The sequence below is a fragment of the Aeromicrobium sp. Sec7.5 genome (assembly GCF_036867135.1).
In the GTDB taxonomy this organism is placed as follows: domain Bacteria; phylum Actinomycetota; class Actinomycetes; order Propionibacteriales; family Nocardioidaceae; genus Aeromicrobium.
Map to the genome: position 1 here is coordinate 315945 of NZ_JBAJIJ010000001.1, position 13893 is coordinate 329837.

Annotated in this window: 13 protein-coding genes; 8 read left to right on the forward strand and 5 right to left on the reverse strand. The window is 72.4% G+C overall.

Features of this window, described 5'->3' with window-relative positions:
* Nucleotides 1-2: 2 nt before the first annotated feature.
* Entirely contained in the window at nucleotides 3-1277 is a 1275-nt protein-coding gene (locus V6S66_RS01610) for an MFS transporter (RefSeq protein ID WP_334205031.1), read from the forward strand.
* Here V6S66_RS01610 and V6S66_RS01615 read toward each other — a convergent pair.
* A complete protein-coding gene (locus V6S66_RS01615; protein WP_334205032.1) occupies nucleotides 1274-2488 on the reverse strand; it encodes an acyl-CoA dehydrogenase family protein in 1215 nt (404 codons plus the stop codon). The genes V6S66_RS01610 and V6S66_RS01615 overlap by 4 nt on opposite strands.
* A gap of 43 nt (nucleotides 2489-2531) precedes the next feature.
* Nucleotides 2532-3551, reverse strand: coding sequence for a phosphotransferase family protein (locus tag V6S66_RS01620; protein ID WP_334205033.1), 1020 nt, complete (start codon nucleotides 3549-3551; stop codon nucleotides 2532-2534).
* Nucleotides 3552-3647: 96 nt separating this feature from the next.
* Between V6S66_RS01620 and V6S66_RS01625 the strand changes: the two genes are divergently transcribed.
* The 3 genes from V6S66_RS01625 to V6S66_RS01635 are packed head-to-tail and all read left to right on the forward strand — an operon-like array spanning nucleotide 3648 to nucleotide 6056.
* Entirely contained in the window at nucleotides 3648-4469 is an 822-nt protein-coding gene (locus tag V6S66_RS01625; protein WP_334205034.1) for a TetR family transcriptional regulator, read from the forward strand.
* A gap of 25 nt (nucleotides 4470-4494) precedes the next feature.
* The gene (locus V6S66_RS01630) at nucleotides 4495-5049 is read left to right on the forward strand and encodes a GNAT family N-acetyltransferase (RefSeq protein WP_334205035.1); all 555 of its coding nucleotides are present in this window, start codon (nucleotides 4495-4497) and stop codon (nucleotides 5047-5049) included.
* Nucleotides 5046-6056, forward strand: a complete 1011-nt coding sequence (locus tag V6S66_RS01635) for a Gfo/Idh/MocA family protein (RefSeq protein WP_334205036.1) — start codon at nucleotides 5046-5048, stop codon at nucleotides 6054-6056. Before V6S66_RS01630 ends, V6S66_RS01635 begins: the two co-directional genes overlap by 4 nt.
* Nucleotides 6057-6078: 22 nt before the next feature.
* Here V6S66_RS01635 and lat read toward each other — a convergent pair whose 3' ends face one another.
* The 3 genes from lat to V6S66_RS01650 form a co-directional block, all read right to left on the reverse strand.
* Nucleotides 6079-7425, reverse strand: coding sequence for an L-lysine 6-transaminase (lat, locus tag V6S66_RS01640; protein ID WP_334205037.1), 1347 nt, complete (start codon nucleotides 7423-7425; stop codon nucleotides 6079-6081).
* A gap of 68 nt (nucleotides 7426-7493) precedes the next feature.
* A complete protein-coding gene (locus tag V6S66_RS01645; RefSeq protein ID WP_334205038.1) occupies nucleotides 7494-7955 on the reverse strand; it encodes an Lrp/AsnC family transcriptional regulator in 462 nt (153 codons plus the stop codon).
* Between the two features lie 18 nt (nucleotides 7956-7973).
* A complete protein-coding gene (locus V6S66_RS01650) occupies nucleotides 7974-8894 on the reverse strand; it encodes a LysR family transcriptional regulator (RefSeq protein ID WP_334205039.1) in 921 nt (306 codons plus the stop codon).
* A gap of 65 nt (nucleotides 8895-8959) precedes the next feature.
* On the opposite strand from V6S66_RS01650, the gene amaB reads away from it, so the two are divergent.
* From amaB to V6S66_RS01670, 4 genes are all read left to right on the forward strand, one after another.
* The gene (amaB, locus tag V6S66_RS01655) at nucleotides 8960-10465 is read left to right on the forward strand and encodes an L-piperidine-6-carboxylate dehydrogenase (RefSeq protein ID WP_334205040.1); all 1506 of its coding nucleotides are present in this window, start codon (nucleotides 8960-8962) and stop codon (nucleotides 10463-10465) included.
* The gene (gene hglS, locus V6S66_RS01660; RefSeq protein ID WP_334205041.1) at nucleotides 10465-11688 is read left to right on the forward strand and encodes a 2-oxoadipate dioxygenase/decarboxylase; all 1224 of its coding nucleotides are present in this window, start codon (nucleotides 10465-10467) and stop codon (nucleotides 11686-11688) included. Before amaB ends, hglS begins: the two co-directional genes overlap by 1 nt.
* 128 nt (nucleotides 11689-11816) lie before the next feature.
* Nucleotides 11817-13043: a Fic family protein gene (locus tag V6S66_RS01665; RefSeq protein WP_334205042.1), complete on the forward strand. Its 1227-nt coding sequence runs from the start codon at nucleotides 11817-11819 to the stop codon at nucleotides 13041-13043.
* 126 nt (nucleotides 13044-13169) lie between these two features.
* Nucleotides 13170-13850: a nitroreductase family protein gene (locus V6S66_RS01670; RefSeq protein ID WP_334205043.1), complete on the forward strand. Its 681-nt coding sequence runs from the start codon at nucleotides 13170-13172 to the stop codon at nucleotides 13848-13850.
* The last annotated feature ends 43 nt before the right edge of the window (nucleotides 13851-13893 follow it).

Sequence of the window (13893 nt, forward strand, 5' to 3'; positions counted from 1 at the left end):
CGATGAGCAGCCGTCCGGCGATCACCTCGCGCGCGGCGTGGACCGTGTGGGGCGTCGCCGTCGCCGCGTACGGGCTGGGGGCCTTCCACCGGTCCTCGCTCGCGGTCGCCGGCATCTACGCCACGGACCGTTTCGACATCTCGGCGACGCAGCTCGCGTCCTTCGTCGTGCTGCAGCTCGCGGTGTACGCGGTCCTGCAGATCCCGGTGGGGCTGCTCGTCGACCGCTTCGGCTCCGGCCGCGTGCTCCTGGCGGGCCTGCTTGCGATGAGCCTGGGCCAGGTCGCGTTCGCGCTGACCGACTCCTTTGCCCTCGCCCTGCTGGCCCGGGTGTCGGTGGGGGTCGGTGACGCGACGACCTTCGTGTGCTGCCTGCGGCTGATCAGCTCGTGGTTCCCCGCCCGCCGGATCCCGCTCGTGACCCAGCTGACCGGCCCGCTCGGCCAGATCGGCACGATCGCGGCGGCGGTGCCCATGACCTGGGCGCTGGGACGGTTCGGGTGGGAGCGGTCCTACCTGACGGTCGCGGCGGTGGGCGTGGTGGTGGCGCTGCTGGTGCTCGTGGTCGTGCGCGACGAGCCCGGACGGCGCACCCTGTCGGGCGCCACCATGAGCCTGGCGACGGTCCGGACCAGCCTGGCGCTGTCCTGGGCCGAGACCGGCACGCGGCTCGGGTTCTGGATCCACTTCTCGCAGCACTTCAGCGCGTCGTTGCTGGGTCTGCTGTGGGGCTTCCCGTTCTTCGTGCGCAGCGAGGGCACCTCGGAGGCCACGGCGGGCGTGCTGCTGACCGTCATGGTCGTGGCCGTGATCAGCATGGCCCCGGTCGTCGGCTGGTTCGTGACGCGGTTCCCGGACCGCCGCTCCGACCTCGTGCTCGGGTCGATCGGCACGGTCGCGGGCCTGTGGGCCGTCGTCCTGCTCTGGCCGGGAGCCGCGCCGGTGTGGCTGCTGACGGTCCTCGTGGTCGTGGTCGGTGCAGCCGGTCCGATGGCGATGATCGGCTTCGACTTCGCCCGCCTGGCCAACCCTCCGGACCGGCTGGCCTCCGCGGTCGGGATGGTCAACCAGGGCGGGTTCCTCGCGAGCCTGACGATCATCCTGGTGGTCGGTGCGCTGCTCGACCTCGGCTCGCGGGACGCCGACGGCACCTACACGCCGGGCGCCTTCACGCTCGCCCTCAGCGCGCAGTTCGTGCTGTGGGCCGTCGCGGCCGTGCAGATCTGGCGCCTACGGGCCCGGTTCCGCGTCACCGAGCCCGCACGCGCTGACCGCTAGAGCGCGTCGCCCGTGACCCGGCGCGGGCGACGGCGCTCGAGGCGGGCGATGGTGCGGCGGTGGACGGCGTCGGGTCCGTCGACGATGCGCAGGACCCGGGCCCAGGCGGAGAAGTACGCGAGCGGGGTGTCGTCGGAGACGCCGGCGGCGCCGAAGACCTCGATCGCGCGCTCGATCACGGCGCAGGCCATGGCGGGTGCGGCGATCTTGATCTCGGAGACCTCGGAGCGGGCGTTCTTGGCGCCGCCCTGGTCGATGAGCCACGCGCAGCGGTAGACCAGCAGGCGGGCCTGCTCGATCTCGATGCGCGACTGGGCGATCGCGTCCTGCACGTTGGACTGCTCGATCAGCGGCTTGCCGAACGCGACCCGGGTCTCGGCACGGTCGACCAGGAGCTCAAGGGCTCGCTCGGCCATGCCGATCGCCCGCATCGCGTGGTGCACGCGGCCGGGGCCGAGGCGGGCCTGGGCGATCGCGAACCCGTCGCCCTCGTTCGCCAGCAGGTTCGTGGCCGGCACGCGGACGTCGGTGAAGGTGATCTCCGAGTGGCCGTGCTGGTCCTGGTAGCCGAACAGGGGCAGGTGGCGCTCGATGACCATGCCCGGGGTGTCGCGCTCGACCAGGATCATCGACTGCTGGCGGTGCGACTCCGCGTCCGGGTTGGTCTTGCCCATCACGATGAAGATCTTGCAGCGCTCGTCGGCGGCACCCGAGATGAACCACTTGCGGCCGTTGATGACGTAGTCGGCCCCGTCGCGCTCGATGCGCATCTCGATGTTGGTGGCGTCGGAGGACGCGACAGCCGGCTCGGTCATCGCGAAGGCGGACCGGATGGTGCCGTCGAGGAGGGGCTCGAGCCACCGCTCGCGCTGCTCCGGGGTCGCGAAGAGCTCGAGGGTCTCCATGTTGCCGGTGTCGGGGGCCTGGCAGTTGATCGCCTCCGGGGCCAGGACGGGTGACCAGCCGCTGATCTCGGCGATCGCGGCGTACTCCACGTTGCTGAGGCCGGAGTACGTGTGGTGGAAGAGGTTCCACAGGCCGCGGCGACGGGCCTCGGCCTTGAGCTCCTCCATGACGGGCGGGTGCGTGTGCGGCCCGTGCTCCGCCAGGTGGGCCGCCCAGACGGGCTCGGCCGGCAGCACGTGCTCGGTCATGAAGTCCCACATCTGCTCGCTCATCTCGGCGGCGCGTGGGGACGGGGTGAAGTCCATCGGATCTCCCGGGGCTCGGTGTCGGTGGGGTGGTGGGGTCGTCTCAGAGGTGGTCGAGGCCGCGGGCCGCGAGGCCCACGATCTCGGTGTCGAGGTCGCCGAAGTCCTGGCCGGCGGCGCTGCCCGCGCGGCCCCGGGCCTGGACCCCTTGGGCGACGGCGGCGAACTTGAAGTGGGCGAACGCCTGGTAGAAGTCGATCTCGGCCAGGTCAATGTCGGTCAGCGCGGCGTACCAGCCGAGCAGGTCGTCGCGGCTGGGCATGCCGGCGAGGTGGCTGACCGGGGGGATCAGCGTCAGGGGGAGGTCGTCGGTGCCGCGCCAGTAGAGCATCAGCAGGCCGAGGTCGGTCAGCGGATCGCCCAGGGTCGACATCTCCCAGTCGAGGACCGCCGCGATGCGACCGGGCTCGGTCGGGTGGAGCACGAGGTTGTCGAGCTTGTAGTCGCCGTGGACGATCGAGGAGCGCTGCTGGGCGGGGATCCGCTCGGCGAGGCGGCGGCCGAGCTCGGTCATCTCGGGGACCTCGTGGGTCAGGGACTTCTCCCACTGGCCCGCCCAGAGCCGCACCTGGCGCTCGACGAACCCCTCGGGCCGCCCGTAGTCGGCCAGGCCGACCGCGGCCGGGTCGGTCGTGTGGATCCGCGCGAGCGTCTCGACGAACCCGTGGCCGAGGGCCTGGCGGGACTCGGCGCTCGCGTAGGTCTCGGGCAGGGTGTCGCGGACGACGTCACCCGCGACGCGCTCCATGACGTAGCAGGGCAGGCCGAGGACGTCGCCGTCGTCGCTCAGCACGATGGCCGGGACGGGCACGTCGGAGCCGGCCAGTGCCGCCTGGACGCGGGCCTCGCGACGCATGTCGTGGGCCTTGGGGAGGAGCTTGCCGCTCGGGGGGCGGCGCAGCACCAGCTCACCGGCCGACGAGCGCAGGAAGAACGTCAGGTTCGACTTGCCGCCGGTGACGAGCTCCCAGGTGAAGGTGCGCCAGCGGTCGTCGCTCGTGGCCGCCGCGAGGGCCGGGCCCAGGGCGTCGGGGCGGACCAGGTCGGCGAGATCTGCGGACACGATGACGACACCTCTCAAACTCCGAACACTGACCACACGATCGTACAGTAGGTGTTCAGTGAACATAAGGGTCTCCGGCTCGCTATTGTGTTCGGCGTGACCGAACACGAGGTCGGGCCGATGATCCGCGCGACGCGCGAGGCCCGCGGGGTCAGCCTCCGCTCCTTGGCGGCGAGCCTCGACCTGAGCCCCGCCACGCTCAGCGCCCTCGAGCGCGGCCTCGCCCCGCTGACGATCGAGCGCACCCGCCTGGTCGCCGCGGCACTCGACACGACGGTCGAGTCCCTCCTGCGCGGCGAGGTGGTCCGGCCCGCGGCGCCTGCCGTGCCCGGCACCGGCAGCTGGCGCGAGTACGGCGACCTCCGGCTCGACCCCGTGCTGGAGGCGGCCTCGCAGGTCTTCGTGCGCCACGGGTACCACGCGGCGACGATGCGTCAGGTCGCCGAGGAGGCGGGCCTGAGCACCGCCGGTGTCTACCACCACCACGGGAGCAAGCAGGAGCTCATCGTCGCGCTGCTGGACGTGACCATGGCGGAGATCCGGTGGCGCCTGCTCGCCGCGCGCGACGACGGCACCGACCCGGTCGACGGGTTCTCGCTCATGGTCGAGTCCCTCGCGCTGTTCCATGCCACGCGCGGGGACCTGGCGTTCCTGGGTGCGACCGAGATGCGGGCCCTCCACGAGCCCGACCACGCCCGGATCGTGGGCCTGCGCGACGAGGTGCAGCACCTGCTCGACGCCCAGGTCGACCGATGCATCGAGATCGGGCGCTTCACGGTCGCGAGGCCCCGCGTCGCGGCGCGGGCGATCGCCACGATGTGCACCTCCCTGCCGTCGTGGTTCCGCAGCGACGGGCCGCTCTCGGCCTCGGAGGTGGCCCGCGACTACGCCGTCCACGCCGTCGCACTGATGGCGTGACGGATCGGCGTCCTACGCTGGCGCCATGGTCACGGTCGTCCGCCCGGCGCGGGAGCAGGAGGTCCAGGCGCTGCACGAGCTCGCGGCGCTCACCTTTCCCCTCGCCTGCCCCGCCCACCTGCCGGCGGAGGCGATCGACGGCTTCGTCGCCGAGCACCTCAGCGTCGCTGCCTTTCGGGTGCACCTCGCGCACCCCGACCACACGGTCCTCGTGGCCGACGTCGACGACCGCCTCCGGGGCTACGCGCTGGCCAAGCTCGGGCCTCCCCAGGACCCCGACGTGCGCGAGGCCGTGCCCGAGGGCCCGTGGTGCGAGCTCAGCAAGCTCTACGTGCACCCCGACGGCCACGGCGCCGGAGTCGCACGAGCCCTGCTGGACGCGGTCGAGGGCGCAGCGCGAGAGGCGTCGGCCGCGACGCTGTGGCTCGGGGTGAACCAGCTCAACCAGCGTGCCAACGCCTTCTACGCCAAGCAGGGCCTCGAGGTCGTCGGCACCCGCCACTTCGTCGTGGGCGGTCAGGTCGAGGCCGACTTCGTCCGCGCGCGTCGAGCCCGAGACGTCCGCGAGGGGTCGCCGTGACCTCCCTGACCTCCGTGACCTCCGTGGGCCCCGGACTACGTTGGGGCATCCTGGGCCCGGGCGGGATCTCGCGGAAGTTCGCGGCCGACCTCCGTGTCGCGGGCCTCGAGCTCGGCGCCGTCGGGTCCCGGTCGCAGGCAACGGCCGACGCCTTCGCGTCCGACTTCGACGTGGCCCGGGCGCACGGCAGCTACGCCGCGCTGGTCGAGGACCCGGGTTGCGACGTGGTCTACGTCGGCACCCCGCACCCGTTCCACGCCGAGCACGCGCTGCTGGCGCTGCGGGCCGGCAAGCACGTGCTCGTCGAGAAGCCCTTCACGCTCAACGCCATTGAGGCCCGCGCGGTCGTGGCCGAGGCCGACGCCCGGGGGCTGGTCGTGCTCGAGGCGATGTGGACCCGGTTCCTGCCCCACATGGTGCGGCTGCGCGAGCTGATCGGGTCGGGCGCGATCGGCGACGTCCGCGCGCTGACCGCTGACCACAGCCAGCGGCTCCCGGCCGATCCGTCCCACCGGCTCCAGGACCCGGCGCTCGGTGGCGGCGCGCTGCTGGACCTCGGCATCTATCCCGTGTCGTTCGCCTGGGACGTGTTCGGGGTGCCCACGACGGTCACGGCCCGATCGACGCCGACGCGCACCGGGGTCGACGCCCAGACGACCGTCGTGCTGACGTACGGCGACGGCCAGCAGGCCGTGACGCACTCGGCGCTGGACGTCGCGGGCCGCAACGACGCGGTCGTGCTCGGCACGGAGGGGCGGGTCGAGATCGACCCCACCTGGTACCGGCCCACGACCATGCGGGTCGTGGCACCGGACGGGCGCGTGGTCGAGGCCTTCGACGGTGCCGTGCCCGGCCGCGGCATGCAGCTGCAGGCGCTCGAGCTCGAGCGACTCGTGCGGGAGGGCCGCGCGTCCGCGGACGTGCTGCCCCCGCACGAGAGCGTCGCGATCATGGAGACGCTCGACGAGGTCCGACGGCAGATCGGCCTGGGCTACCCCGGGGAGTGATCCGGAGCGGCCGGTGCACCGCTCAGCCGAGGGTCGCGAGCACCGCGTCGAGCGCGTCGAGCCCGGCGTCGAGGTCGTGCAGGCTGACCGCGAGCGAGGGGCGGAAGCGCAGGCTCCGCGTGCCGCAGCCGAGCACGAGCACCCCGCGCTCCAGCAGGGCGCTGACGACGCGGTCCCGCACGGCGGCGTCGGGCAGGTCGATCGCGCACATCAGGCCGGCGCCCCGGGGGTTGCTGGCCAGGGGATGCCGGGCCGCGATGTCGCGGAGGCGGGCCACGAGGTGGGCGCCGAGGTCCGCGGCTCGGGCGACCAGACCGTCACGCTCGATGACCTCGAGGATGCGCTGGGAGCGCACCATGTCAGTCAGGTTGCCGCCCCACGTGGAGTTGATCCGCGACCCCACGGCGAAGCAGTTGTCGGGCACCTCGTCGACGCGGCCGCCGGCCATGATCCCGCAGACCTGCGCCTTCTTGCCGAATGCGACGACGTCGGGCACGACACCCAGGTGCTCGAAGGCCCATGTCGTGCCGGTCATGCCGAGGCCGGTCTGCACCTCGTCGAGCACGAACAGGGCGTCGTTCTCGTGGCAGAGGTCGCGCATGGCCTGCAGGAACTGGGGCCGGAAGTGGCGGTCGCCGCCCTCGCCCTGGATCGGCTCCATCAGGAAGCAGGCGATGTCGTGCGGGTGGGCCGCGAAGGCGTCGCGCGCGGCCTGGAGCGTGACGGCCTCGAGCGCGGCCGCGTCGCGGACCGAGCCGTCGGGGTCGAGCCCGGTGTAGGGCGCCGGGATGCGGGGCCAGTCGAACTTCGGGAAGCGGGCGACCTTGTTCGGGTCGGTGTTGGTGAGCGAGAGCGTGTAGCCCGACCGGCCGTGGAACGCGCCCTCGAGGTGCAGCACCCGCGTGCCGAGCTCCGGGTCGATGCCGCGCGACTCGTTGAGACGGCTCTTCCAGTCGAACGCGACCTTCAGGGCGTTCTCGACCGCCAGGGCGCCACCGTCGATGAAGAACAGGTGCGGCAGCTCGGGGTGGCCCACGACCCGCGCGAACGTGTCGACGAAGTCGGCCAGGTGGGTCGTGTAGACGTCGGAGTTGCTCGGCTTGTGCACGGCGACGCGCTGCAGCCGGTCGAGGAACTCGGGGTCCTGCGTGAGGCCCGGGTGATTCGTGCCGATCGGGTTCGAGGCGAAGTACGTGAACAGGTCCAGGTAGTCGCGGCCCGTGCGCGCGTCGTGCAGGTACGAGCCCTGGGAGCGGTCGAGGTCGACGACGAGGTCGTACCCGTCGATGAGCAGGTGCCGGCTCAGCGAGGCGTGGACCTCCGCGGCCGGGATCGAGGTCGTCAGAGGGTGGTCCGTGAGCGCAGTCATGACCTCACGGTAGGTGATTCGCCGGCGAAAGTGAAGATTGGCCGGTGAATCACCTGTCAAAATACGTTTCAATCGTGTTTCTGATGGTCGGGGGCGGCTGGCCGTTCGAAGAACGTCTGCAGCGCCACGGTGGTCCTGGTCCGGACGCCCGCCGTGGAGCGGATGCGGCCGAGGAGCTCCTCGAGCGCCCGGGGCGTGGGCACGCGCACCGTGAGCATGTAGCTCGCGTCGCCCGCGATCGAGTGGCACGCGGTGATCTCGCTGATGTGCTCGAGGCGGCGGGGCGCGTCGTCGGGCTGGGCCGGGTCGAGCGGCGTGATCTCGACGAACGCCGCGATGGGCACGCCGGCGGCCTCGGGATCGATCACGGCGCGGTAGCCCGTGATGACGCCCTCGGCCTCCAGGCGGCGCACCCGGGCCTGCGTCGCGGACGTGGAGAGCCCGGTCTCCTCCGCGAGCTGGGCGAAGGTCGACCGTCCGCTGGCGGACAGGGCGCGCAGGAGCGCGTGGTCGGTGGGGTCGAGGTTCACGCGCTCACTGTACGAGCGTCAACCGGCGGGCGGGGGCGCCTGCTGGCCGACGTGGTGGATCGCGTCGAGGCACGCCCGCACGATGGGTCGCTGGGACGCCGCGTGGCGGGTCACGAGCAGCAGCCGACGTCGCAGGACCGGTGCGACCAGGCGCCGGACCTCGACGGGGGCGACGGAGTCGGCCACGGCACGCCGCGGCAGCAGAGCGATGCCCGCGCCCCGGGACACGGCGGCGACGAGCAGCAGCAGGTCGTCGGTCTCCCAGGTGGCGCGCGGCTCGAAGCCGTCGGCCCGGCAGGCATGGCGGGTGGCCGCGCCGCACGCCGTGGTCGCCGGGGGCAGCACCCAGTCGCGGTGGGCGAGCGCTCGCAGGGTGGGCCGTCGTGGCAGATCGGCCCCTGCGGCGCAGACCAGCACGAGGGGCTCGGTGAGCACCTCCTCGACCAGGAGGTGCGTCGGCAGCGCGAGCGGGACGTGGTCGTAGACGTCGATCAGGGCCAGGTCGGCGACCCCGTCGTCGATCGCGTCGAGGCTCGCCTGGGGCTCGCGCACCGTGACCGTCATGCTCACGGCCGGCGCCGCCTGCTCGAGCACCCCGGCGGCGGGCAGCACCACCGAGGCCGCTCCCGAGGCGATCGTCGAGACCCGCACACGGCCGGCCAGCTCGCCCCCCAGCTGGGCCATCGTCGTCGCCGTCTCGTCGAGGTGGCGCACGAGCTCCTCGGCCCGCTGCAGCAGCACCTCGCCCGCACCGGTGAGCACTGCGCCGCGCGGCTCGCGGTCCAGCAGGCGCACGCCGCACTCCGTCTCCAGGGCGGCCATCTGCTGGGAGACCGCCGACGTCGTGAAGCCCAGCGAGCGCGCCGCCGCCGTGAGGCTGCCGTGCCGGGCGACGCGGGCGAAGGTCACGAGCCGCGTCGCGTCCGGGAGCCGGTCCATGATTTCTCCTTCAGATGTGCTTAACACGATAGTGCTTCTGCGTTCACGACGGCGATGATCGGTACATGAACGCAGCACAGCAGGCCCGGGCCATCCTCCAGCGACTCGGCGCGGACGACCCCTTCGTCGTCGACGGCGGCGACCTGGAGGCACGCTCCCCGATCGACGGAGCCGTGATCGGTCGCCTCCGGTCGCACGGCCCGGCCGACGTGGAGCAGGCCGTGGGCCGGGCCCACGACGCGTTCCTGCAGTGGCGCACCGTGCCGGCCCCCGTGCGCGGCCGGTTGGTGCGCGAGCTCGGCGAGCTGCTCCGCGAGCACAAGGACGACCTCGGGGCCCTGGTGTCGATCGAGGCCGGCAAGATCGTGTCGGAGGGCCTCGGCGAGGTCCAGGAGATGATCGACATCTGCGACCTGGCGGTCGGCCTCTCCCGCCAGCTGCACGGCCTGACGATCGCGACGGAGCGTCCGAGCCACCGGATGATGGAGCAGTGGCACCCGCTCGGCGTCATCGGCGTGATCAGCGCCTTCAACTTCCCGGTCGCCGTGTGGTCGTGGAACGCGGCGCTCGCGTTCGTGTGCGGCGACGCGGTCGTCTGGAAGCCGTCCGAGAAGACCCTGCTCACGGCACTGGCCTGCCAGGCGCTGTTCGCCGAGGCCGCTCGCCGCGCCGGAGCGCCGGCCGACCTCTCGATCGTCGTGCTCGGCGCCCGCGAGGTCGGCGAGGCCCTCGTCGACGACCCGCGCGTGCCGCTCGTCTCGGCCACCGGCTCGACGCGCATGGGCCGCGAGGTCGCTCCCCGCGTGGCCGCCCGGTTCGGCCGCTCGCTGCTCGAGCTTGGGGGCAACAACGCCGCGATCGTCGCCCCGAGCGCCGACGTGGACCTCGCGGTCCGCGGCATCGTGTTCTCGGCCGTCGGCACGGCCGGCCAGCGGTGCACCTCGCTGCGGCGGATCATCGTGCACGAGTCGATCAAGGACGACCTCGTGGCCCGTCTCGCCGCCGCGTACGAGACGCTGCCGGTCGGGTCGCCGCTGGAGGCGTCGACCCTGGTCGGCCCGCTGATCGACGAGACCGCGGCGCAGGCCTTCGGCGCGGCGATCGAGCAGGCGCAGGCCGACGGCGGCACCCTCGTGACCGGCGGCGAGACGGTGGCGGTCGGCGAGGGCGGGCACTACGTGCGGCCCGCGATCGTCGACATGCCGCACCAGAGTGAGGTCGTCCGGGCCGAGACCTTCGCCCCGCTGCTCTACGTGCTCACCTACCGCGAGCTCGACGAGGCGCTGCGCCTGCACAACGAGGTCACCCAGGGCCTCTCCTCCTCGATCTTCACCCTCGACGTCCGCGAGGCCGAGGCCTTCGTGTCGGTGACCGGTTCGGACTGCGGCATCGCCAACGTCAACATCGGGCCTTCGGGGGCCGAGATCGGCGGAGCCTTCGGCGGCGAGAAGGAGACCGGAGGTGGCCGGGAGTCCGGCTCGGACGCGTGGCGGAACTACATGCGTCGCACGACCAACACGATCAACTACGGGACCGAGCTGCCGCTCGCGCAGGGCGTCGAGTTCCTCTGATGGTCACCCCGACCCAGCTGCGGGCCCGGTTCGCGGAGGCGCTGTCCACGCTGTACGGCACCGAGGTGCCGGCGTACACGACGCTCGTCGAGGTGTCCCAGGGCGTCAACGCCGACGTGCTCGCGGCCGGCGGCGCCGACGCCGAGCGACTCGGATCCATCCAGCGGGTCACGGCCGAGCGGCACGGGGCGATCCGGGTGGGCACCCCAGAGGAGCTGGCGCAGGTGGGCCGGGTCTTCGGCGCCTGCGGCATGTATCCCGTGGGCTTCTACGACCTGCGCGAGGCGAACCCGCCGATCCCCGTCGTCTCCACGGCGTTCCGCCCGATTGACCGCGCGGAGCTCGCGGTCAATCCCTTCCGGGTCTTCACGTCGGTGCTCGTCGTGGACGACCGACGCTTCTTCGACGGGCAGCTCGAGGCGGAGCTGCGCGAGTTCCTCGACGCGCGGACCCTCTTCTCCCCTGAGCTGCTCGAGCTCGCCGACCGCATGGAGACAGATGGCAGCCTCTCGCCCGAGGACGCCGACCGGTTCCTGGAGCTCGCCACGCAGGTCTTCGCCCTGTCGCCCGAGCCCGTCGACCGCGCCTGGTACGCCCGGCTCGAGGCGATCTCGAGCGTCGCGGCCGACATCGGCGGGGTCTCGTCGACGCACATCAACCACCTCACGCCGCGGGTCCTCGACATCGACGCGCTCTACGAGCGGATGCAGGCCCGGGGGATCGTGATGATCGACCGGATCCAGGGTCCGCCGCGCACCGCCCCGGGCGCACCCGACGTCCTGCTCCGGCAGACGTCGTTCCGCGCGCTCTCGGAGCCGCGGAGCTTCCGCGAGGTCGACGGCAGGGTCGTGCCGGGTGAGCTGCGCGTGCGCTTCGGCGAGGTCGAGCAGCGCGGCGTGGCCCTGACCCCTGCGGGCCGGGAGGTCTACGACCGCGAGGGTCTCGCGGGGCTGCCGGACACCGACGAGGCGCTCGACGCCGCCGACCTCGCGTACTACGTGCGCGACGAGGCCGGCGCCCTGCTGCCGCTCGTGTACGAGGACTTCCTGCCCAGGTCGGCCGCCGGCATCTTCGCCTCCAACCTGACCGGTGAGGGCCGCTCCGACCTCACCCGGGAGGCCTCGGGGCGCGACGCCGCCTGGATGCGCGACGTGCTGGGGCGCGAGCTCCACGACCCGTACGCGCTGTACGGGGCCGAGCGATCGGCGCACCGCGGGGCGTAGCCCGACGGGGCGCCCTCGCGCTGGCGCCGATCCTTGACGACCCACGCACAGTAGTCAAGGATAAGGTTGTTTCCTTTACTACTGACGAGCCGTAGTCAAGGATCGGCGCCATTCGTCAGGAGGCTCTCGTGGACGCTGCAGCGCTGAATCGCGGGTGGGCGCCGGTGGCCTACGAGTCGCGCCCGTGGACCGTGTCCGAAGGCGGGCACCTGTCCGGCACGGCTCGCCGGGACCACTCCGGTCCGTACCCGGCCGCGGTGCTGCCGCGGATCGCCGGAGCCGAGGTGAACCTGCCGACCAGGTTGCTGACGCAGTGCTCGGAGGCAGCCAGTGAGCTGGCCCGGTTCGACGAGCACCTGTCGGGTGTCCTCGGCGGGGCCGTGGACGGGACCGGCCCCTTGGCGTCGGTGCTGCTGCGGACCGAGTCGGCATCGTCCTCGCAGATCGAGAACATCACGGCCGGGGCACGCAAGATCGCGCTGGAGGCCATCGGGGAGCACTCCTCGGCGAATGCGAAGCTGGTCGCGGCGAACGTGGCCGCTACTCTCGCGGCCCGTGACCTGGGCGACGGCCTGTCGGTGGAGACCATTCTCGCGATGCACGCCGCCCTGCTGGGCCGAGCCGATCCCGACATCGCGGGGCGCTTGCGGGAGACGCAGGTCTGGATCGGTGGGACGGCCCATGGTCCGCACCGGGCGGTCTTCGTGCCACCGCATCACAGTCGGATCGCCGGGGACCTGGACGACCTGATCGAGTTTGCGGGCCGCGATGACCTCCCGCCCCTGGTGCTGGCCTCACTCGTGCACGCCCAGTTCGAGACGATCCACCCCTTCGTTGACGGGAACGGACGCACCGGACGGGCGATCGTGCACGCCCTGCTCGCCGGACGCGGTGTCACGACCCGGGCGGTGGTGCCCATCAGCGCGGGTCTGCTGGTCGACACACGGGCCTACTTCGACGCGCTCGGCGCCTATCGGGATGGGGACGCCGCGCCGATCGTGTCGCGCTTCGCCAAGGCCGCGATCGACGCGGCAGCGTTGGGCCGCGGCCTCGTCGACGACCTGGCACGGGTGCGCGGCGAGCAGGCGGACCAGATCCGGGCCCGTAGGGACGCGGCCGTCTGGCGGCTCAACGACCTGCTGGTGTCCCAGCCAGTCGTCAACACCGGCTACGTCGTGGAGCGGTTGGGCGTGTCCGTCCCGACCGCGTTGGCTGCGATCGGAGCGCTCGAGGAACTTGGGTCGCTGGTCGAGGCGACCCAGAAGGGCCGCAACCGGGTCTGGCACGCCCCCGCAGTCGTTGACGTGCTCGACGGCTTCGCCGCCCGCATCCGCCGGGTCCAGTCCGACGCCTGATGAGCGAGGGCCGCGCCGACTGCACCGCCGGGCCTGGCCCGTCGCCGGTGGTAGCGTCCGAGCGCCCGGGGGGAACGGTCGTGGGGCGAGGCCGGTTCGCCGCCCGCATCCACGCCTGGAGGCCTGATGGACACCTACGACGACGTCGTGAACGGGCGCCGCAGCATCCGCGGATTCACCGCCGAGCCGGTGCCGCGCGAGCTGGTCGAGGAGATCATCGCACTGGCCGTGCGCGCGCCCTCGTCGCTCAACTCGCAGCCGTGGAACTTCACCGTCGTCACTGGTGAGCCGCTCGAGCGGATCCGCGAGGGAAACACCGAGCGCATGCTGGCCGGTGTGCCCGAGTCGCGGGAGTTCCGGATGGGCGAGCCCTACGCCGGGCAGCACCGCGAGCGACAGGTCGAGATCGCCAAGCAGCTGTTCGGTGCCATGGGCATCGCCCGCGAGGACGCCGAGCGCCGACAGGACTGGGTCATGCGCGGCTTCCGCCAGTTCGACGCTCCCGTCTCGGTCGTCGTGACCTACGACCGGGAGCTGCTGGGCAACGACATCGCGGTGTTTGACTGCGGCGCGGTCACCAACGCCCTCGTCAACGCGGCCTGGTCGCGCGGCCTGGGCTGCGTCATCAACAGCCAGGGGATCATGCAGTCCCCGGTGGTGCGCGAGCACGCCGGGATCGCCGACGACCAGGTGATCCAGACGTGCGTCGCGATGGGGTGGCCGGAGGAGTCGTTCCCGGCGAACGGGGTGGTCTCGCGGCGCAGGCCCGTCGCGGAGGCCGCGCGATTCGTGGGATTCGACGACTGACGACCCGATTCCCCGAGCTGGAGCGTGTGGCCGGCGATCAGGC